Below are 19,190 nucleotides of genomic sequence, written 5' to 3' on the forward strand. Positions count from 1 at the left end.
TGGCCTGTCCGTCGAGGGTATCGGTCGTCTTCGCGGAGGCGCGGCCTGCGGCGCACCGCCCGCGCGGGGTGTCACTGTGACCGGCTCCGCGGCGGTGTCGTGGCCCGCGGAGACGCCGATCGCCGTGGTGGGGATCGGGGCCGACGGGTGGTGCGGGCTCGGCGAGGTGAGCCGCGCGGCGGTCGCGGACGCCGACGTGCTGTTCGGGTCGGGACGGCAGCTGGGCCTGGTGCCGGGCGAGGTGGCGCGGCCGCACCGCATTGCCTGGCCCGTGCCGCTGCTGCCCGCGTTGCCGGAACTGCTCGCCGCGCACCGGGATTCGCGAATCTGCGTCCTGGCCAGCGGAGATCCCATGTTCTACGGGATCGGCGGGACACTGGCGAAATTGGTTGGGCCCCAAGCGCTGCGGGTGCTGCCGCAGCCCTCGTCGGCGTCGCTGGCATGCGCGCGACTGGGCTGGAACCTGGCGGAGACACCGGTGGTCAGCGTGGTGGGCCGCCCCCTCGAGACGGTGCTGCCGGACCTGACGGACGGCCGCCGTATCCTGGTCCTCGTCCCGGACGAAACCACCCCGGCGCGGCTCGCGGAGCTGCTGGCGCGCAATGGTTTCGGTCCGGCGCGGCTCACCGTGCTGGAACAGCTGGGCGGCCGAGCCGAACGGACCGTCTCCGGGATCGCCGAATCGTGGGCCGAACCGCCGGGCGACCCCCTGAACGTCGTCGCCGTCGACTGCGCCGCCGACCCCGCGGCCCGGCGCCTGACCAGAATGCCGGGCCTGCCGGACGCGGCCTACGGCGGCGACGGCCAGCTCACCAAGGCGGAGGTTCGGGCCCTGGCCCTGTCCGCGTTGGCCCCCGCGCCCGGTGAACTGCTGTGGGATGTCGGCGGCGGTTCGGGCACCATCGCCATCGAATGGTGCCGCACGCATCCGGCCTGCCGCGCGGTGAGTTTCGAACGGTCCGAACCGCGCCGCCGTCAGATCGCCGAAAATGCCGCCGCACTGGGCGTTCCCGGCATCGACGTTCGCGGCGAGGTGCTCGGCGAACTGCGCGCCACCGATCTCCCGGCCCCCGACGCGATCTTCCTCGGCGGCGGCCTGACCCAGCCGGGCCTGTTCGAAGCCTGCTGGGCCCGGGTGCGTTCCGGTGGCCGGCTGGTGGCCGACGCCGTCACGGTGGAATCGGAAGCCCTGCTGGTGGGTTGGGCGGCCCACCACGGCGGCGCGCTGCGCAAGATCCAGATCCAGCGCGCCGAACCCCTGGGCGGATTCACAGCCTGGCGGCCCCAGCTGCCGGTCACCCAGTGGTCGGTGACGAAGAACGGATGAACCGGCACCGCCCCCAAACCTGGGGGTGAACGGTCAACTGTCCAACAGGTATTGTCGGTCTCCGGATTCCGATTCGTTGATCGGACGTTGTTTTCCTGATGGGGAGATAGATGAAGTACAAGAAGTTCGCCGCCACCGCGCTGATCGCCATCGCGTCCACCGGTATCGCGGCCGGCACCAGCTACGCGCAGCCCGCCGCCCCGGCTCCCGGCCAGGTCGAGCAGTCCGCGCCCGCGGTGCAGGGCGAGGACCGCGGCGTCGGCTACGTCACCCAGCTGGACGCCGCCGCCAAGTCCGTCGTGACCACCGTGACCGGTGGCGCTTTCACCCTCGACCGCGACGCCAAGGTGGTCAGCCTGACCAACGGTGCGGGCGAGAAGATCATGGAGTACCCGCTGGCCGTGCAGTCCGGCGACCAGAAGACCGAGGTCGCCGCGGCGATCGACGAGGACGGCCGCCGCCTCACCCTGACCCCCACCGCGGGCTCGGTGGCCCAGGTGAAGGACATCTCCGCGCAGGAGTGGTTCTTCGCGGAGTTGCAGCACGCGTCGCTGGGCGCGGCCGTCGGCGCCGTGATCGGCGCCCTCATCGGCTTCTTCTTCCTCGGATTCGGCCTCATCCCCGGCGCGCTGATCGGCGCCGTCATCGGCCTGCTGGTGGCGGGCGGCCCGTCGCTGATCGACGCGGGCCAGGCCTACTTCGCGGGGCAGTAGTCCTGCAGGTCCTGATTCTCGGCGGCACCCGCGAGGCGCGGGAGCTGGCCGAGATCACCACCGGCGAGCGGGGATTCGAGATCGTCTCCTCGCTCGCCGGTCGCGTTCGCGCACCCGTGCTGCCCGCAGGTGCGGTGCGGATAGGGGGGTTCGGCGGGATCGACGGCCTGCGCAACTGGCTGGCGGACAATGACATTCATGCGGTCGTGGACGCGACCCACCCGTTCGCGGGCACCATGTCCGGCCACGCGGCGGCGGCCGCCGCGGCCGCGGGCATCCCGATCGTGCACCTGCGCCGCCCCGGCTGGCGGCAGTCACCGGGTGATCGGTGGACCCGAGTCCCGGACCTGAGTGCCGCCGCGAAACTCGTTGCGGCACCGGGCAACAGAGTATTTCTCACCATCGGCCGCCAAGGTGTGGGCGCCTTCGCGCAGGCCCCCGACGCCTGGTTCCTGATTCGCGCGATCGACCCGCCCGCGGGGCCGCTGCCGCCCGATCACGAGATCCTGCTGGCCCGGGGCCCGTTCACCGCCGAGGACGAACTGCGGCTGCTGACCGACCGGCGCATCGACGTCCTGGTCACCAAGGACAGCGGGGGAGACCTCACGGCCGCCAAACTCACCGCCGCCCGCGCCCGCGAGACGCCGGTCGTGCTGATCGACCGGCCACCGCTGCCGCCGGGCGCGACGACCGTGGAAACCGTTGCCGCGGCGAGAGACTGGCTACGCGCTCAGGCCTGACGGACCGGCCGGTCCAGCAACGCGGGCAGCCGGTCGAACCACGCCAGCACGGCGCGTTCGTAGCCGATGCCGAAATCCAGCGTCGCCCGCTTGCACCGCGACATCTCCTCGTCGGTGCTGTCGAGGTATCCGGCCAGGCGCTGCTCGTGGATGCGGCGATTGGCGTCGATGATCCGGTCCAGGCGCTCGGGCTCCACGAACTCGCCGAATGACAGCGTGAGCAGCAACGGCACCCGGATGGTCTCGGCCCCCGGGTCGCGGGCGATCCACTCCGCGAACGCTTCCCGTCCCGCGTCGGTGAGCTGGTAGGGGGTGCGGTCGCGCGCGCCCGGCTCACCCTTCTCGACCAGGCCCGCCTTGTCCATCGAGCCCAGCTCCCGGTACACCTGGCTCTGCGTGATCGTCCAGAAGTCACCGATCCGGTCCTGGGCGAGATTCACCAGATCCCACCCCGACATCGGCCCCTCGTGCAGAAACCCGAGCAGCGATGCCGCGGTCGAGTTCAGCCCCCGCTTCGACGAGCCCTCGGCCACACCAGCCCCTTCCCACGACAACCTTCTACATTGGAATATTAGCCGTGCGTCAGCCGGGCCGCAGCGTACCCGGCGCACTGCGTGACGGTGTACCCGTTACGGGCGGTGCCGGAAACTCCGCACGACGCCGGACCGTCCGGGGGTGACCCGTTCGGGTGGTGCGGGCGGCGTACCCGGCTCGGCCGAGGTGTCGGCGCGGCGGCGGGTGCTCCGGTGCGGGTCACGGTACCGGACCGGACCCAGCCGGTGCGGGGTGGCGTTCAGTGTGTGCCGTATCGGCGTGCGGTGTAGACGCGGGTGCCGGTCGGGGTGTCGAACGCGGTGGTGGTGGAGGCGCCGACAATGAGCAGCGTGCGCATGTCGACCTCGGCCGGATCGAGGTCGGCGAGCGACACCACGCGGACCGATTCGGCCGGCCCGCCGACGTCGCGGCCGACGATCACCGGGGTGTCCGGCTTGCGATGCTCGAGCAGCAGGTCCCGCATGGCCGCCACCTGCCAGGTGCGCTGACTGGAGGCCGGATTGTAGACGGCCAGGGCCATATCGGCGGCGGCGACGGCCGAAATGCGCTGTGCCACTACGTCCCACGGCTTGAGCCGGTCCGACAGCGAGATCATCGCGAAGTCGTGGCCGAGCGGCGCGCCGACCCGGGCGGCGACCGCGCCGGCGGCCGTCATGCCCGGCAGCACCCGCACCGGGACGTCGCGCCACCGCGGGTCCGCCGACTCCTCCACAACCGCCGCGGCCATGGCGAATACGCCCGGATCGCCGGAGGACACGACCGCCACCCGGCCGCCGCGCGCGGCCAGATCCAGTGCCATGGCCGCGCGTTCGGACTCGACGCGATTGTCGCTGGCGTGCCGCCGCTGCCCGGGTCGCACCGGTACGCGGTCGATATAGGTCGTGTAGCCGACGAGGTCGGTCGCCTGTGCCAGCGCCGCGGTCACCTCGGGGGTGGTCCACTCGGCCGCGCCCGGCCCCAGGCCCACCACGACGACCTCGCCGGTGGCCTCGGTCGGCGGGCTGTGCGCCGCACGGCTTCCCGCGACGGCGCTGCCGGGCGGCGACAGCGGGATCTCGGTGGTCGGCGCGGGGCCCGGCACGACAGCGATCGCGAAGTAGGGCACCTCGGTGTCGTCCACGTCGGCGGCCCGCAGTACACGCTGGCGCTCGCTGCTGGCGCGTTCCACACAATAGGCGTCGGCCAGGCGGCCGGAGTCGGAAAGAGCTTGGCGCACACCGGGATACGTGCGGCCGAGCTTCATGATGGCCGCGGCCTCGGTGGTGGCGAGACGGCGGGTGAGTTCGTCGGCCGGGAGGGTGCCGGGCAGCACAGTCAGCACCTGTTCGCCCTCGACCAGCGGGGTGCCCAGCGCGGCCGACGCGGCGCTGACCGAGGTGATGCCGGGAACGATCTCGGCGTCGAACCGGTCCGCCAGCCGCCGGTGCATATGCATGTAGGAGCTGTAGAACAGCGGGTCACCGGCCGCCAGCAGCGCGACCGTGCGCCCGGCGTCGAGATGGGCGGCCAGCAGCGCGGCCGAGCGTTCGTAGAACTCGTCGATGGCGCCTTGGTAGCCGCCGGGATGGTCGGTGGTCTCCGTGGTGACCGGGTAGATCAGGTGCTCCTCGAGCTGCCCGGGACGCAGGTAGGGCGCCGCGATGCCGCGGGAGATGCTGCGGCCGTGCCGTGCGCTGTGGAACGCGACCACGTCGGCCGCGCCGATGAGCCGAGCCGCCTTCACCGTCACCAGTTCCGGATCGCCGGGGCCCAGGCCGATACCCCACAGCTTGCCCTTCGCCGTGCCGCTCATTCCTGTTCGCTCGCAATCGCGTTGAGCGCCGCGGCGGTGATGGCGCTGCCGCCGCGGCGGCCGTGCACGGTCAGGAAGTCCGGGCCGCCGTATTCGGCGAGTGCCTGCTTGGATTCGGCGGCACCGATGAAGCCGACCGGGATGCCGAGTACCGCCGCCGGTCGCGGCGCACCCGCGTCCAGCAGGTCGAGCAGGTGGAACAGCGCGGTCGGGGCATTGCCGATCGCGACCACCGCGCCGTCGAGGCGGTCGCGCCAGAGTTCCAGTGCCGCAGCCGATCTCGTGGTCTGCAACGACCGCGCCAGGTCGGGCACGCGGGGATCGGCGAGCAGGCAGAGCACCTCGTTGTCGGCGGGCAGGCGCTTGCGGGTGACGCCGGACGCGACCATGGTCGCGTCGCACAGGATCGGCGCCCCGGCCCGCAGCGCCGCGCGCGCCTGCGCCACCACGTCCGGGCTGTGCGCCACGTCGGCGGCCAGATCGACCTGCCCGCACGCATGGATCATCCGCACCACCACCTGTGCGACATCGGCCGGAAAACGGTCCAACTCGGCCTCGGCCCGGATAGTCGCGAACGAGCGCCGGTAGATCTCGGCCCCATCGGTGAGGTAGCTGGTACGTACATCGGACATGCCGCCCAGCCTAAGCGGCGCCCCAGTATCCCCGACACGCTCCCCTGAACCCGGCCCGACAAGAGGAAACCCCCGAACGGGGGCGAACAGCATCCGGTTCGCCCACGCCAGGCGGATTTGCCGAGCGCCCTTTCGGCGCGCTGCGCCCGCGAGTTCGGCGGCGCGACCCGGTCGGCGTGCTGTGCCAGGGGTGCTGGGCGACCGACTCGGCGTGCTGTGCAGGTGGGTGTTGGGCGACCGGTTCGGTGTGCTGTGCCCGGGGGCGAGGCGGCTGTTCGTTGTGCTGTGTGCGGGATCTGGCTGTGCGGATCGGGTCAGTGTGTGGTGCCGGGTGGGGTGTGGCGGTAGCCGCCGGGCTCGGCGATGACGTCGGTGACGGGGCCGCGGGGGCGGCCGCAGCGGCGGTCGCAGCCCGACCAGTGCTGGCGGCCAGAGACCACGAGGTCACGCGCGGTGAGGCCGGAGGCGGGCGCGGTGGCGGCACCGGGCCGGATACGGTTCTCGGCGATCGCGGCGGCCGCGTCGGCACGGACGTCGGTGCGCGACTTGGCGCAGCCGGGCTGCCCGGCGCACGCGGTCACCAGCAGCCAGGGGGAGTTCGCGTCGAAGATGAGCCCCATCGGCGCGAGCACCCGCAGCACCTGATCGGCGGCCCACTCGTCGAGATCGGCGAGTACCAGGCTGCGCCACGGCGTGACGTGGATCGGCCGCTCCACCGCGGCGAGGAACTCCGCGGTCCGCGCGGGCAGGCTGCCGAGCGGCACCCCCGCGCCGAGCGCCACCCGCTCGTCGGACTGGACGAACCAGCCGATCGGAACCTCATGGTGCGCAACGAGTTCCAGCGGTTCGGCGGTGGCCTCGAGTCCCAGACACGCCGCGACACGGTCCGGCCCGTGCTCGATCTCGTGCAACCGCCACCGATCTCCGCGTAGTCGCTGGAAACCGTGCGCCGCCGCCAGCAGCACCTCGACCGCGTCCGCGACGGGAATCCGGATGCCGGAGTCACGCCCGCCCAGCACCAACGCGTACCGCTCCTGCGATACCGCGTGGACGCCGAGGTCCCCGCCGAGACCGCTGACATCGCCGCGCCCGTCGTCGAGCGTGAACAGCACCCGGCCCGGCAACTCCGCCAGTGCGGGACTCGCCCGCAGGCCCGCATCGAGCGCCGGGACCAGCGCATGCACATCCGTCCGTCCGCCCACCCGGCCCGACAGCGGCGAGGCGACGATATTGCGCACCCGCTCGTGGCCGGGAGCGGGCAGCAGTCCCGCGGCATCGAGGCGATCGGCGAGCGCGGCGGCGTCTCGCACCTGCCGCAGCTGCACATTGCCGCGCGAGGTGAGTTCCAGCTGCGCGTCGCCGAGGTCCCGCGCCGCCGCGGCCAGGACCCGCAACTGATCGGGTCGCAACGCGCCGCCCGGCAGCCGGATGCGGGCCAGCGGCCCGTCGGCGGCCTGATGCAGCCGCAGCACACCGGGGCAGGAATCTGGTGCGGAGCGAGTCATGATTCGTCCAGCCTACGACCCGCGCCGGACGGCGGCGGGTGGGTGTCCGGGCACCGGCGCGTCCGGGCAATCGGTTCGGGCGCACGGATAGCCGGACAGTCGTTGCGCCTGCACGCCGGAGCATCCGGCAGCCGGTCAGCGTGGACTCTCGTCGTCCTCGTCCCTGGTCGGGGCCTTCGACGGCGGCGTGAAGTACTCGTCGAGCAGATGTTCCCGTTCGTGGTGGTCGAGACGATCGCGGCGCGAGGCGGACCCGAACGCCAGCAGGCCGAAGATCGCCACCGCCGCACACACTCCCGCGGCGATGAGCAACAGATCACCCCGATTCCCGGCCGCTGCCACCAAAGCCACAGCTAGCAACGAAACGGCAATCACCATGCAAACTAATCCTGACCAGGCGGCTACGCGATTCCGCCGGATCCAACCCGACGCATTCGGCATATAGCCAGCGTACGCCGCCGCATGTCCGTGAGAGATGAACGAGCACCACGTCGTTGCAGGTTCGATGCACAGTGCGCCGCCGCGCCGCTCCCGCGTGATCAGCGGTGGCGTGAATGCCCTTCGGTCCCCACGCGGTAGCATCCGGGGGCTCGCCCACCACGAGGAAACCGGTGCAATTCCGGTGCGGTCGCGCCACTGTGACAGTCAGACCCTCCTGGCGGGCACAACTGCCGCATGGGCGCGTCACCCGAGGAAGGCCGAACCGTGATTCTGCTGCTGTCCACCTCCGATACCGATCTGCTGTCCGCGCGTGCCAGCGGCGCCGACTACCGGCTGGCCAACCCCGCGCGGTTGCTGATCGACGATCTCCCGGCCCTGCTCGACGGCGCGGACCTGGTGGTGGTGCGCATTCTCGGCGGCCGCCGGGCCTGGGAGGAGGGCCTGGACACGTTGCGCGCCAGCGGAATTCCCGTGGTGGCGCTGGGCGGCGAGATGGCCCCGGACGCCGAGCTGATGGAGTGCTCGACGGTGCCCGGCGGCGTGGCGGCCGACGCGCACAACTACCTGGCCGCGGGCGGAGCCGACAACCTGCGGCAGCTGCACCACTTCCTGTCCGACACCGTGCTGCTCACCGGACACGGCTTCGAACCCCCGGTGCACCTGCCCAATTGGGGTGAACTGCGGCGAACGGCCCGTGACGGGGACGGCCCGACGGTCGCCGTGCTCTACTACCGCGCCCAGCAGCTGGCGGGCAATACCGCCTATGTCGACGCCCTGTGCACCGCGATCGAGGACGCGGGCGGGCGCCCGCTGCCGCTGTACTGCGCGTCGCTGCGCACGGCGGAACCGGAGTTGATCGACACCCTGCGGGCCGCCGACGCGCTGGTGGTGACCGTGCTCGCCGCGGGTGGCAGCAAGCCCGCCGCGGCCTCCGCGGGCGGCGACGACGAGGCCTGGGACATCGGCGCGCTCGCCGACCTGGATGTGCCCATCCTGCAGGGCCTGTGCCTGACCAGCGGCCGCGCGCAATGGTCGGACAACGACGACGGCCTGTCCCCGCTGGATGTCGCGACCCAGGTCGCGGTGCCGGAGTTCGACGGCCGCATCATCACGGTGCCGTTCTCGTTCAAGGAGTTCGACGCCGACGGCCTGGCGACCTACGTGCCCGATCCGGAACGCGCCGCGCGGGTGGCCGGCATCGCGGTGCGCCACGCCCGGCTGCGCCACATCCCGCCCGGGCAGCGCCGCATCGCGCTCATGCTGTCGGCGTACCCCACCAAGCACGCGCGCATCGGCAACGCCGTCGGGCTGGACACACCCGCCAGCGCCATCCGGCTGCTCACCGAAATGCGTTCGGCCGGTTACGATCTCGGCGCTCCCGGCGAGATACCGGGACTGGCGGAACGCGACGGCGACGCACTCGTCCACGCGCTCATCGCCGCGGGCGGCCAGGACCCCGACTGGCTCACCGCCGATCAGTTGGAGGGCAACCCGATCCGCATCGGCGCCCAGCGGTACACGGAATGGTTCGAGACGCTGCCGGCCGAACTGCGCGACGCCGTGATCGAGGCGTGGGGGCCGCCGCCGGGCGAGCTGTACGTCGACCGGTCGGCGGACCCGGCCGGTGAGATCGTCATCGCCGCACTGCGTTTCGGCAATGTGGTGCTGATGGTGCAGCCGCCGCGCGGCTTCGGCGAGAACCCGGTCGCCATCTACCACGACCCGGACCTGCCGCCGAGCCACCACTACCTCGCCGCGTACCGCTGGATCGCCGCGGAGGAGACCGCGGGGGGCTTCGGCGCGGACGCCATGGTGCATCTGGGCAAGCACGGCAACCTGGAGTGGCTGCCCGGCAAGACCCTCGGCATGTCCGCGGCCTGCGCCACCGACGCCGCGCTCGGCGACCTGCCGCTGATCTACCCGTTCCTGGTCAACGACCCCGGCGAGGGCACGCAGGCCAAGCGGCGCGCGCACGCCACTCTGGTCGACCACCTGATTCCGCCGATGGCGCGCGCGGAGAGCTACGGCGACATCTCACGCCTGGAGCAGCTGCTCGACGAGCACGCCAATATCTCCGCGCTGGACCCCGCCAAACTGCCCGCCGTCCGTCAGCAGATCTGGACGCTGATGCGGGCCGCGAAGATGGACCACGACCTGGGCCTGACCGAACGCCCCGACGAGGACTCCTTCGACGACATGCTGCTGCACGTCGACGGCTGGCTGTGCGAGATCAAGGACGTTCAGATCCGCGACGGCCTGCACGTGCTGGGGCAGGCGCCCGCCGGTGCGGGCGAACTGGATCTGGTGCTGGCCATGCTGCGCGCCCGGCAGCTGTGGGGCGGCGAGGTCGCGGTCCCCGGCCTGCGGGAAGCGCTGGGGCTGCGCGAGTCCGGCGACGAATCCCGGGAACGGGTCGACGCCGTGGAGTCGCGTGCCCGCTCCCTGCTCGCGGCGCTGCAAGCGGCGGACTGGGCGGTGGAAGCGGTCGACGATGTGCTGGACCAGTTGGTCACCGTTGTCATGTCCGCCACGTCCGGCGCCCCGTCGGAGGACGCGACCGAGACCGAAGACGGTGCGGGCGCGGATGTTTCGTCGCTGCCGCGGGGCAGCGCCGTCTCCGGGAGCGCCCGGATCACGGTGCCCGCGGACAGGATCGACACCCTCCGCGCCGTCCTGCGTTTCGCCGCGACGGAAGTCGTCCCGCGCCTGCGCGAGACCGGTATCGAGATCGACCGCATCCTGCACGCCCTGAACGGTGGCTTCATACCCGCGGGCCCGAGCGGCTCCCCGCTGCGCGGCCTGATCAATGTCCTGCCGACCGGTCGCAACTTCTACTCGGTCGACCCGAAGGCGGTGCCGTCGCGATTGGCATGGGAGACCGGCCAGGCCATGGCGGATTCCCTGCTCCAGCGCTATCTGGCCGACCACGGCGAGTATCCGCGCTCGGTCGGCCTGTCGGTGTGGGGCACCTCGGCGATGCGGACCTCCGGCGACGACATCGCGGAGGTCTTCGCGCTGCTGGGCGTGCGGCCGGTCTGGGACGAGGCCAGCCGCCGCGTCACCGGTCTCGAACCGATCGCCCTCGCCGAACTGGGCCGTCCGCGCATCGACGTCACCGTGCGCATCTCCGGCTTCTTCCGCGACGCCTTCCCGCACGTGCTGGCGCTGCTCGACGACGCGGTGCGCCTGGTCGCCGGACTGGACGAACCGGCCGAGTCGAATCACGTGCGCGCGCACGCACGGTCGGATCTGGCGGAGCACGGCGACGAACGTCGCGCCACCACCCGCATCTTCGGTTCCAAGCCCGGCACCTACGGCGCGGGACTGCTGCAGCTGATCGACTCCAAGAGCTGGCGCACCGACGACGATCTGGCCGAGGTGTACACGGCCTGGGGTGGATTCGCCTACGGCCGTGGTCTCGACGGCATCCCGGCGGCCGACGACATGCGCACGGCGTACCGGCGCATCACGGTGGCGGCCAAGAACACCGACACCCGCGAGCACGACATCGCCGACTCCGACGACTACTTCCAGTACCACGGCGGCATGGTCGCGGCGGTGCGGGCCCTGACCGGCAGCAATCCCGAGGCCTACATCGGCGACAGCACGCGGCCGGACGCGGTGCGCACCCGCACGCTGTCGGAGGAGACCACCCGCGTGTTCCGTGCCCGTGTGGTGAACCCGCGGTGGCTCGAGGCGATGCGCCGGCACGGCTACAAGGGCGCCTTCGAGATGGCGGCGACCGTCGACTACCTGTTCGGGTACGACGCCACCACCAATGTCGTCGCCGACTGGATGTACGAGAAGCTCTCCGAGAGCTACGTTTTCGACGACGTGAACCGCAAGTTCATGGAACAGTCGAACCCCTGGGCGCTGCACGGCATCGCCGAGCGCCTGCTGGAGGCCGCCGAGCGCAAGCTGTGGGAGCACCCCGAACCGGCGACGCTGGACCGGTTGCGGCAGGTGTACCTGGAAACCGAGGGTGAACTCGAGTAGTTCTCGCGCGCCCGCGCCTACGCGCGCGGGCGTAGGGAGTCGTGCGTCCCGGGGCGGATGTGGCCGGGCCCGCGCCGCCGTAGTGTCTGGTCCATGACCTGGAACGATCTCGCGCAATCCAAGTACGCGCTGCTGACGACCTACAAGAAGGACGGCACCGCGGTCGGCACCCCGGTCTGGGTGGCGCCCGACGGTGACCGCATCGTCGTGTGGACCAACGCCGAGGCCTGGAAGGTGAAACGGATTCGCCGCAATCCGTCGGTCACGCTGCAGCCGTGCGACAACCGCGGCCGCACGCGGGGCGGCGAGGTGCTGGCGGGCACGGCGGAGGTTCTCGACGCGGCCGGCACGGACCGGGTGCGCGGCGTGATCGGCCGCAAGTACGGTGTGCTCGGCATCCTGGCCGTGCAGGGGCACAAGCTGATCCGGGGCAGGGATCGGTCGGTCGGCCTGTCGATCAGCCCCCGGTGACGATCTCGATGCCGACGGTGCCGCGCCGTCCGCGGCGCAGCACGCTGCCGGTGACGACGAGCCGGCCCGGCACGGAGTACTTGCGCTTGATCAGCGTGCGTACCCGTTCGCTGCCCTCGTCGTCGAGAATCCTTGCGGCGCCTTCGATTACGTCGCCGTGCGGCTTGCCGGCGGCGTTGCACGGTTGCAGTGTCACGGCGGGATTGCGGCGGATGCGCTTGACCTTCCAGCTGTCGGTGACCGTCCAGACGTACAGTTTGCCGCCGTCGAGCGCCGCCCACAGCGGTGTCGCGACGGGGGTGCCGTCCTTGCGAAACGTGGTCAGGAGAACGTATTTGGCGGTGCCGACGGCACCGAAGGGGTTGTCCACCGGGGCAGCCTATCCGGCCGTGTCCGGGTCGTCGGCCATGCGGTACTCGCCCGCCGCCAGCCGCCGCCGCAGCCGGCCGGTCCAGCCGGTGAAGTTGTCGAAGACGCCGCTCCACAGTTCGAGCAGGTCGGGGGAGTGCGGTGCGTCGTAGCGGCCGGGAAACTCCGACCGCATGGCCAGCAGATCGTCGCGGATCTCGGTGGTGGCCCGCTCCTGCGCGGCGAGCAGATCGACCACCTCCTGCCGCGGCAGCGCGTCCATGAACGCGATGCCCGCGCCGAGTTCCTCCATGTCGACGCTGACCAGCGCGGCTCGCAAGCGCGTGAAGAATTCGTCGTCGCCGGCCGCGGTCAGCTCGAACAAGGTGCGGCCGGGGCCCTGGTCGCTGTCCTCGGTGCGCACGGCGCGCAGCTTGCTCTCCGTGGTGAGTTGCTTCAGGGCGTGATAGATCGACCCCGGCCGCACGGTGGTCCAGGTCTCGGCTCGCCACGACAGCAGTTCCTGGCGCACCGCGTACCCGTAGGTGGGCTGATGCAGCCGGATGATGCCCAGCACAAGCAGGCGTACGGCGGACACGAGGGCTCCCTTCGACAGGTGACCCATGCTATTCAAATTTGACTTCCCAGGCCAGCCGACCTACCGTGGACTAGTCAAATTTGAATACCTTGTGAAGGGAGGGGACGGGTGGCCATCTCCATTCCGGTGCTCTGGAGCGGCGATCTGCCGGTCACGCTCGAGTTCTATCGCGCGCTCGGGTATAAGGTGACCGACGAGCAGTCCAGGCCCTACGCCTACGCCGTGCTGCACCGCGACGGCTATCAGATCCACTTGGGCCCGACACCGAAGCAGGCCGGCAGCGCCGAGGAGGCGTACGTGGGCTGCCTGGTGATGATCGACGACGCCGCGCGCCGGCACGCGGAATTCAGTGCGGCGCTGCGCGAGCACTACGGCCGGGTCCCGGCGCGCGGCGCGCCGCGGATCACCCGGTTCCGGCCGGGCCAGACCCGGTTCACCGTCGTCGACCCCGCCGGTAACTCGATCATCTACATCGAGCACGGCGAACCCGACCTCGAATACGGGGGATCTCGTGCACTCGCCGGGCTGGCGCGGGTGCTGGACAATGCCCGGATCCTGCGGGACTTCAAGAGCAACGAGGCCGAGTCGATCCGGGTGCTGGAAGTGGGGCTGCGGCGGTTCGGCCACTCCGCTACGCCGCTCGAGCGCGGCCGCGCCTGCGCGATGTTGGCCGATATGCATTCCGCCGCAGGCGATGTCGAGCAGGCGGCCGGACGGCGGCGCGAACTCGCGGCCTTGGCGTTGGCGGACGACGAGCTCGCCGCGCTGCGCGCCGAGTTCCCGGGGGCGTGCGAACCGGGTGAGAACTGACCTCTGCCCCGGAGCTTTTCCGATCGCTCGGCCGCGTGCTCAGGCGGCCAGGGTCAGCACGCGCGGGCCGTCGTCGGTGACGGCGATGGTGTGCTCGGAGTGGGCGGTGCGCGAACCGTCGGCCGAGCGCAGCGTCCAGCCGTCCGGGTCGGTCACGATGCGGTCGGTGCCCGCGGCGAACCACGGCTCCAGGGCGAGGGTCAGGCCCGGGCGCAGGCGCATACCGCGGCCGGGGCGCCCGGCATTGGCCACGTGCGGATCCTCGTGCATGGTGCGGCCCAGGCCGTGACCGCCGAATTCGGTGTTGACCCGGTAGCCGTAGCCGTGGGCGACCTCGGCGATGGTCGCGGAGATGTCGCCGATCCGGTTGCCGGGCCGGGCCACCTCGATGGCGGCGGCCAGCGCCTCCTCGGTCGCTCGGACCAGGCGGCTGTCCTGTTCGTCGGCGGTGCCGACGATGACCGTGATCGCCGAGTCGGCCACCCAGCCGTCGATGCTCACCGCGAGATCGATGCTCAGGACATCGCCGTCGCGCAGGGTGTAGTCGAACGGAAGGCCGTGCAGCACAGCATCGTTGACGGACAGGCACACGGTGTTGCGGAACGGTCCGCGCCCGAACGAGGGCGCGTAGTCCCAGTAGCAGGAGGTCGCGCCGCGCTCGCGGATGCGCTCGCGGACGTGCCGCTCGAGGTCGAGCAGGTTGACTCCCACCTGTGCGCGGTCACGGAGTTCGGCCAGGACTTCGGCGACGAATCGGCCGGTCACATGCATCCGTGCGATCTCGGCGGGTGTTTTCAGTTCGACCACGAGCAGCCTCCAGTATCGGTATTTAAATACCACCCTAGCGCTTGCGGTATTTGAATACCAACCCGTAGGGTAGCCGCATGGTCCGCCTACCCCTCACTCCAGCCCAGGTCGAGGCGGGTCGCCGCCTCGGCGCGTACCTGCGCGCGGCGCGGGCGCAGCGCGACCCGGCCGCGGTGGCCCTCGCGGCGGGCATCTCGCCGGAGACGCTCCGCAAGATCGAATCCGGCCGGTTGCCCAGCCCCGCCTTCGGCACGGTGGTCGGCTTGAGCCGGGCGCTGGACATTCCGCTGCAGGAGCTGGCCGAAGTCTGGCAGTCCGCGGCTCTGGCCGAATCGGCTTAGCTCGGCGTGGCGGGGCGGAGGCCGGGAGTGGCGGGACCGGGAGGGGCGTCGACGACTCGCTGGGGGGTCAGTTCGGCGGAGTCCTCCATGTAGTCGCGGAATTCGAGTAGAGCGTGGTCGAGCAGGCGGGTGACCGCGCCGCGGATGGTGGGGGTATCGGCGGGGCGGACGGTGATGGTGCGGCTGCCGGTTTCCATGTAGCGGCCGTCGCCCTCGATGTCGTACCAGCGGACGGTGCCGACCTTGCGGGGTGGGCGCAGGCCCTGGCGGCGCGGGCCGCGGAAGACGGTGACGACTCCGGCGCCGGTGGCGGGGCGCCGGATGAGTTCGCGGTAGCGCTGCAGCGGCGTCGATTCGCCGGTGTAGCGGAGGATCGGCTGGCGTTCGGGGTAGAGGTCGGCGGCGACGAAGGCCTGGGCGGGGCGGGTGCCGGGCGGTTGTTCCGGGAGGAGCATCGTCAGGCGTTCGGGTAACCGGTCGGCGGCGGTGATGGAGAGTTCGATGCGGCTCCGGCGGGTGAATTGCATGGCCAGCGCGGCATGGCGGTCGTGCCGGGCGGCGGCGACGCGGATCGGGCCCGCTTGGTCGGAGACACCGTGGATCTCCGCCCAGACCTCCGGATCGGTGAGTACCGTGAAGGCGCGGCGCAGCAGGTCGGCCTCGTTCCAGCTCAACCGGCCGCGTTCGGAATACTCCTGCCGGACGCGAGACCAGAACTGGTCGCGCTCGTTGACGTGCCCGAACCGGGACAGATAGTCGAGTGGGTACAGCATGCGGTCGTTGGCCGGCCCGAACCACAGGGCCGCGAATTCCTCTTCATCGAACGACCAGGACGCCATTACTCACCTATCACGGGTGGAACATTGCGGTAGTTGTCCGGGGCGGTTGCGGTACTGCGGGCATGAACGGTGTCCTCCGGTACGAATCCGATAGTGCCGGAACGTATTTGGCCACCGCCAGAGCCCGGCGCGGGCTCGTGAGTGTGAGATTCCTCGCCCTCGGCGGTCGCGGCGACTCCGCCGGGCCGAGCCGCGGCTGCACCAGAGGAGGGCTCGTCCGCGGGGGAAGCGATCCCGCCCGTATCGGACGCAGCATGCCTGCCGGAAGGCGACGCGGCTGCGCCGGACGGTGATGCGGCCGTGCCGGACGGTGATGCGGCCGTGCCGGACGGTGATGCGGCCGTGCCGGACGGTGATGCGGCCGTGCCGGACGGTGATGCGGCCGTGCCGGACGGTGATGCGGCCGTGCCGGACGGTGATGCGGCCGTGCCGGACGGTGATGCGGCTGCGGCGGGCGCGGTCAGGTCCGTGCGGGCAGCCGCCTGCGTGGCGGATGGGGATTCGGCTGCGCCCGAAGGGATTCCGGCCGCGCTGTGCTCATCGCACCGTGCCTGCTGTGGGGTGATCAGGCCGTCGGTCGAGCTGGCCGTTTCACTCCGAGGGGCGAACGTGCCGGTTTCCGGTGCATTGGACACGACCGAGACGCTTTGGGTACCGGTCGGGATACCGGAGCCGTCTACGAATGTGGCAGTGTCCACATGAGACGCGTGTTCGCTCGTGTCCACATGAGACCCGTGTTCGCTCGTGTCCGCAATGGGTCTGTGTTCGCGGGTGTCTGGGTCGGAATCGTGTGCGTCGGTGCTCGCCGCGAAACCGTGTTCGCTTGTGCCCGTGTCGAACCCGTGTTCACTGCTGTCGGTGGCGGAATGGCGGGGGCCGTCGACCGCAGCAGCCGATTCGGTATCGATGGACTCGGCGGGTCCGGCATCGTCCTCGGCCCCGGTTTCGCGGTGCTTGTCGAACCGCAGGCCGTAGCGTTCACGGTCGCCCGCGTAGCCGCGTAGACGCGGCATTCGGTGCATCGAGTCGTCGGCGGTCTGCGCGATCTCCGCCGCGGCCGTGCCGCTGATGGCAGCCCCGCCGGCCGCGGTGTACGGCGTGAGGTCCGGGCTCGCATGCGGGACGGCCGGGCTCACGAAACCCGGGACCTTCGGCATCGGCGCGTGTGGAACGGGTGGCACGGCAGGCGGATTCGGCATCGGAGCAGGTGGTCCCGGCTTACCCGGTGGCGAGCCCGGCGCTCCCGGCTGCGGCGACGGCGGAGCATTCGGCACGGGGGCGGAAGGGCCCGAGCCTGGTGCCGGAGCGGGGATGCCCGGGCCGGGTGCTGGAGCCGGGCCCGGGCCGGGTGCCAGCGGACTCATCGGCGCGCTGGGCCCCGGCGGCAGGGGTGTGTTGGGCAGCGACGGTGGTGCGGCGGGAACCGGCGGTGCCAGCGGTGGGCTCGGCACGGGCGCCGAGGACAGCGGCCCGGGCGACGCGGGCACCGGCGCGGCGGGCGGGACCGCGGGCGCCGCCGGTGCGCCGAGAGGTTGCGGCGACGAGTGTGGCGCGGGCGCAGCAGGATTCGGTGACTGGCCCGACGGCCCGGATGTTCCACCCGAACCGCCTGACCCTCCACCGGTCCCACTACCCGTTCCCGCCCGTTCCGCACCGACGGCTCCTGCGGTACCGGTATGCGAACCGTTCGTGGCGGCAGTGCCGGTCGAGTCGCCGTGCCCCGGATCGTGCTGCGTCACAACCGGTCCCGGCCCCGCGACCGGCTCCGAAGTTTGTCCCGGACCTGGCCGCGAACCCTCCGGAACAGCATGCTCCACGGGCTCGGGCTCACCCGTCACCGCCGGCTCGCCATGACTCGGCCCCGGCTTCTCCCCGCCCACGGGCCGTTCGGGCCGCGGCGGCGGAGCATCGTGCCCGCTGTGGCTCCCGGCCGGCCGCTCGGGCCGGGGCGTGGTCCCGAGGCCACTACCGACCGGACCGAAATGATTCGGCTCGGGCCGCGTACCCTGCGAGCCGAACAGTGACGAACTCGCCTCCGGATCCGCGGCCGTACCACCCGAGACACCCGGGACACCACTGAGCAGCGAACCGACGGGCCCGGTGCCGGTGGCGCCGTCGACCGGTATCCCGCTTGCGGCGGCCGTCGTCGCGCTGCCGGTGAGCGACCACCCGCTGCCGGAGAGCAGACTGTCGAGGGGTCCCGACGAGGAATCCGCACCGGCAAGCGACATCGCGGCGGGAAACGCGGGCAGCCGCGCGTCCTGATCGAGGAACGGCAGCACATACCGCTGCTGCATCACCTGCCGGGCGTCGTCCTGCGCCTGCTGGGCCGCGCGGGACTGGCCGTCGTAGCCGGTGGGATCCTCGGTCTGGTCGGCCGTCACCGGAACCGGTTTGGGCACATACGCTTTGGCGGTGAGCGCGGCCGCGGCCGTGTTCGCGACGACCTGCCCGGTCTGCTCGAACAGGTCGGCGAGTTGCCCGGCCCGGGTACCGTAATCGGACAGCGCCTGCACCGCGGTGTCGGCGGCCACGCCCGTCCACTGCCCGTCGACGGCCGTGCGCACCGCCTGCACCAGCTGACTGGTGGACTCGCGCCACTTGTCGCGCGCCTGCTGCCAGGTGGTGACGACCTCGGCGGTCTGATCGCTGACGGTCTGGAAGGCGTCGTAGATCTGCTGGTGGGTCAGCGCGTCCACGTTCTCCGGGTTGGTGATTCCCGGCTGGTCGTATCCGGTCACTGCGCGCCCCCGGCCGTCGGTCCCGGCGTGATCGCGCGGAATCTCGCGGCGAACTCGCTGTCGGTCTGCTGTAGTCGTTCGCGGATGGTGCGGAACAGGCTCTGTACCTCGTCGGCGACCTGCCAGTGCCCCTCGAGCGCGTCGTAGGCGCTGGTCTCGCCGCCGGCGCCCTTCCCCCGGAACCGGCCCACGAGAGTCTTGGCGGAGGTGAGGATGTCGGATCGCTCGCCCAGACCCCACGACTCGTGCTGGTTGACCCGCTGTACCAGCTGCTGGATGGCGCGGATCTCGGTCTTGCGCTGCTCCATCGCCTGATCGAGCGCCACGAACGCCTGCGGGTCCACCCGTAGCGAAACCGCACCCGTCCTGGCCTGTTCGATCAGCGGGCCGAAGACCTCGTGACCGCTGTCATCTACCATGCTGCCCCCGTACGACTGCGTGCGTGCCTGTGCTGAATTCGACGCAGCCGCACTCGCTTCGGTTCCCTCGATCTCGGCTGCGGCGTTCGGACCGGCCGTCCGGTGGGGCGATTGT

The 19,190-nt window shown here is 71.4% G+C and carries 18 protein-coding genes; 7 read left to right on the forward strand and 11 right to left on the reverse strand.

From position 1 onward, the window contains the following. Positions 1–76 precede the first annotated feature (76 nt). The 3 genes from cbiE to NWFMUON74_RS16000 all read left to right on the forward strand — a co-directional run bounded on the left by cbiE (position 77) and on the right by NWFMUON74_RS16000 (position 2,780). Positions 77–1,327: a precorrin-6y C5,15-methyltransferase (decarboxylating) subunit CbiE gene (gene cbiE / locus NWFMUON74_RS15990; RefSeq protein WP_232111052.1), complete on the forward strand. Its 1,251-nt coding sequence runs from the start codon at positions 77–79 to the stop codon at positions 1,325–1,327. A gap of 110 nt (positions 1,328–1,437) precedes the next feature. Beyond that, the gene (locus NWFMUON74_RS15995; protein WP_187688570.1) at positions 1,438–2,040 is read left to right on the forward strand and encodes a DUF456 domain-containing protein; all 603 of its coding nucleotides are present in this window, start codon (positions 1,438–1,440) and stop codon (positions 2,038–2,040) included. 2 nt (positions 2,041–2,042) lie between these two features. Further along, positions 2,043–2,780: a cobalt-precorrin-6A reductase gene (locus NWFMUON74_RS16000; protein ID WP_187689196.1), complete on the forward strand. Its 738-nt coding sequence runs from the start codon at positions 2,043–2,045 to the stop codon at positions 2,778–2,780. Here the strand turns inward: NWFMUON74_RS16000 and NWFMUON74_RS16005 are convergent. From NWFMUON74_RS16005 to NWFMUON74_RS16025, 5 genes are all read right to left on the reverse strand, one after another. Further along, positions 2,771–3,313 (reverse strand): PadR family transcriptional regulator, encoded by a 543-nt coding sequence (locus NWFMUON74_RS16005; RefSeq protein WP_187688571.1) that lies wholly within the window; start codon positions 3,311–3,313, stop codon positions 2,771–2,773. The genes NWFMUON74_RS16000 and NWFMUON74_RS16005 overlap by 10 nt on opposite strands. A 260-nt stretch (positions 3,314–3,573) precedes the next feature. Continuing rightward, a complete protein-coding gene (locus NWFMUON74_RS16010) occupies positions 3,574–5,127 on the reverse strand; it encodes a precorrin-2 C(20)-methyltransferase (RefSeq protein WP_187688572.1) in 1,554 nt (517 codons plus the stop codon). Further along, positions 5,124–5,759 (reverse strand): precorrin-8X methylmutase, encoded by a 636-nt coding sequence (locus tag NWFMUON74_RS16015; RefSeq protein WP_187688573.1) that lies wholly within the window; start codon positions 5,757–5,759, stop codon positions 5,124–5,126. The genes NWFMUON74_RS16010 and NWFMUON74_RS16015 overlap by 4 nt, the downstream gene beginning before the upstream one ends. A gap of 314 nt (positions 5,760–6,073) precedes the next feature. Next, positions 6,074–7,264 (reverse strand): precorrin-3B synthase, encoded by a 1,191-nt coding sequence (cobG, locus tag NWFMUON74_RS16020; protein WP_187688574.1) that lies wholly within the window; start codon positions 7,262–7,264, stop codon positions 6,074–6,076. 135 nt (positions 7,265–7,399) lie between these two features. Then, positions 7,400–7,615: a hypothetical protein gene (locus NWFMUON74_RS16025; protein WP_187688575.1), complete on the reverse strand. Its 216-nt coding sequence runs from the start codon at positions 7,613–7,615 to the stop codon at positions 7,400–7,402. Between the two features lie 354 nt (positions 7,616–7,969). Here NWFMUON74_RS16025 and cobN point away from each other — a divergent pair, with 354 nt between their 5' ends. Further along, positions 7,970–11,701 carry a cobaltochelatase subunit CobN gene (gene cobN, locus NWFMUON74_RS16030; RefSeq protein ID WP_187689197.1) on the forward strand — a complete coding sequence of 1,244 codons (3,732 nt, stop codon included), beginning with the start codon at positions 7,970–7,972 and terminating at the stop codon, positions 11,699–11,701. Between the two features lie 93 nt (positions 11,702–11,794). Beyond that, on the forward strand, positions 11,795–12,172 hold the full coding sequence (locus tag NWFMUON74_RS16035) for a PPOX class F420-dependent oxidoreductase (protein WP_187688576.1): 378 nt from the start codon (positions 11,795–11,797) through the stop codon (positions 12,170–12,172). On the opposite strand, the gene NWFMUON74_RS16040 is transcribed toward NWFMUON74_RS16035, so the two are convergent. Both NWFMUON74_RS16040 and NWFMUON74_RS16045 read right to left on the reverse strand, forming a co-directional pair. Continuing rightward, positions 12,159–12,542: a PPOX class F420-dependent oxidoreductase gene (locus NWFMUON74_RS16040; protein WP_187688577.1), complete on the reverse strand. Its 384-nt coding sequence runs from the start codon at positions 12,540–12,542 to the stop codon at positions 12,159–12,161. The genes NWFMUON74_RS16035 and NWFMUON74_RS16040 overlap by 14 nt on opposite strands. Before the next feature lie 9 nt (positions 12,543–12,551). Further along, positions 12,552–13,118, reverse strand: a complete 567-nt coding sequence (locus NWFMUON74_RS16045) for a PadR family transcriptional regulator (RefSeq protein ID WP_187688578.1) — start codon at positions 13,116–13,118, stop codon at positions 12,552–12,554. Between the two features lie 108 nt (positions 13,119–13,226). Here NWFMUON74_RS16045 and NWFMUON74_RS16050 point away from each other — a divergent pair, with 108 nt between their 5' ends. Beyond that, positions 13,227–13,928: a VOC family protein gene (locus NWFMUON74_RS16050; RefSeq protein ID WP_187688579.1), complete on the forward strand. Its 702-nt coding sequence runs from the start codon at positions 13,227–13,229 to the stop codon at positions 13,926–13,928. A 39-nt stretch (positions 13,929–13,967) separates the two neighbouring features. Here the strand turns inward: NWFMUON74_RS16050 and map are convergent, their stop codons facing one another. Further along, positions 13,968–14,735, reverse strand: coding sequence for a type I methionyl aminopeptidase (map, locus tag NWFMUON74_RS16055; RefSeq protein WP_187688580.1), 768 nt, complete (start codon positions 14,733–14,735; stop codon positions 13,968–13,970). 77 nt (positions 14,736–14,812) lie between these two features. On the opposite strand from map, the gene NWFMUON74_RS16060 reads away from it, so the two are divergent. Next, the gene (locus NWFMUON74_RS16060) at positions 14,813–15,076 is read left to right on the forward strand and encodes a helix-turn-helix transcriptional regulator (protein WP_187688581.1); all 264 of its coding nucleotides are present in this window, start codon (positions 14,813–14,815) and stop codon (positions 15,074–15,076) included. Here NWFMUON74_RS16060 and NWFMUON74_RS16065 read toward each other — a convergent pair. The 3 genes from NWFMUON74_RS16065 to NWFMUON74_RS16075 are packed head-to-tail and all read right to left on the reverse strand — an operon-like array spanning position 15,073 to position 19,075. Beyond that, the gene (locus tag NWFMUON74_RS16065; protein ID WP_187688582.1) at positions 15,073–15,915 is read right to left on the reverse strand and encodes an ESX secretion-associated protein EspG; all 843 of its coding nucleotides are present in this window, start codon (positions 15,913–15,915) and stop codon (positions 15,073–15,075) included. The two genes, NWFMUON74_RS16060 and NWFMUON74_RS16065, sit on opposite strands and share 4 nt — an antisense overlap. Then, positions 15,915–18,656: a ribosomal eL19 family protein gene (locus NWFMUON74_RS16070; protein ID WP_187688583.1), complete on the reverse strand. Its 2,742-nt coding sequence runs from the start codon at positions 18,654–18,656 to the stop codon at positions 15,915–15,917. The genes NWFMUON74_RS16065 and NWFMUON74_RS16070 overlap by 1 nt, the downstream gene beginning before the upstream one ends. After that, positions 18,653–19,075, reverse strand: a complete 423-nt coding sequence (locus NWFMUON74_RS16075; protein WP_187688584.1) for a hypothetical protein — start codon at positions 19,073–19,075, stop codon at positions 18,653–18,655. The genes NWFMUON74_RS16070 and NWFMUON74_RS16075 overlap by 4 nt, the downstream gene beginning before the upstream one ends. Positions 19,076–19,190 lie beyond the last annotated feature (115 nt).

This window comes from Nocardia wallacei, from assembly GCF_014466955.1.
Classification (GTDB): domain Bacteria; phylum Actinomycetota; class Actinomycetes; order Mycobacteriales; family Mycobacteriaceae; genus Nocardia; species Nocardia wallacei.

Bases quoted from the DNA above. Each gene is read 5' to 3' on its own strand.
- NWFMUON74_RS15995 (WP_187688570.1), top strand. From the start codon at position 1,438: ATGAAGTACAAGAAGTTCGCCGCCACCGCGCTGATCGCCATCGCGTCC.
- NWFMUON74_RS16010 (WP_187688572.1), bottom strand. From the start codon at position 5,127: ATGAGCGGCACGGCGAAGGGCAAGCTGTGGGGTATCGGCCTGGGCCCC.
- NWFMUON74_RS16015 (WP_187688573.1), bottom strand. From the start codon at position 5,759: ATGTCCGATGTACGTACCAGCTACCTCACCGATGGGGCCGAGATCTAC.
- cobG (WP_187688574.1), bottom strand. From the start codon at position 7,264: ATGACTCGCTCCGCACCAGATTCCTGCCCCGGTGTGCTGCGGCTGCAT.
- NWFMUON74_RS16035 (WP_187688576.1), top strand. From the start codon at position 11,795: ATGACCTGGAACGATCTCGCGCAATCCAAGTACGCGCTGCTGACGACC.
- NWFMUON74_RS16060 (WP_187688581.1), top strand. From the start codon at position 14,813: ATGGTCCGCCTACCCCTCACTCCAGCCCAGGTCGAGGCGGGTCGCCGC.
- NWFMUON74_RS16065 (WP_187688582.1), bottom strand. From the start codon at position 15,915: ATGGCGTCCTGGTCGTTCGATGAAGAGGAATTCGCGGCCCTGTGGTTC.
- NWFMUON74_RS16075 (WP_187688584.1), bottom strand. From the start codon at position 19,075: ATGGTAGATGACAGCGGTCACGAGGTCTTCGGCCCGCTGATCGAACAG.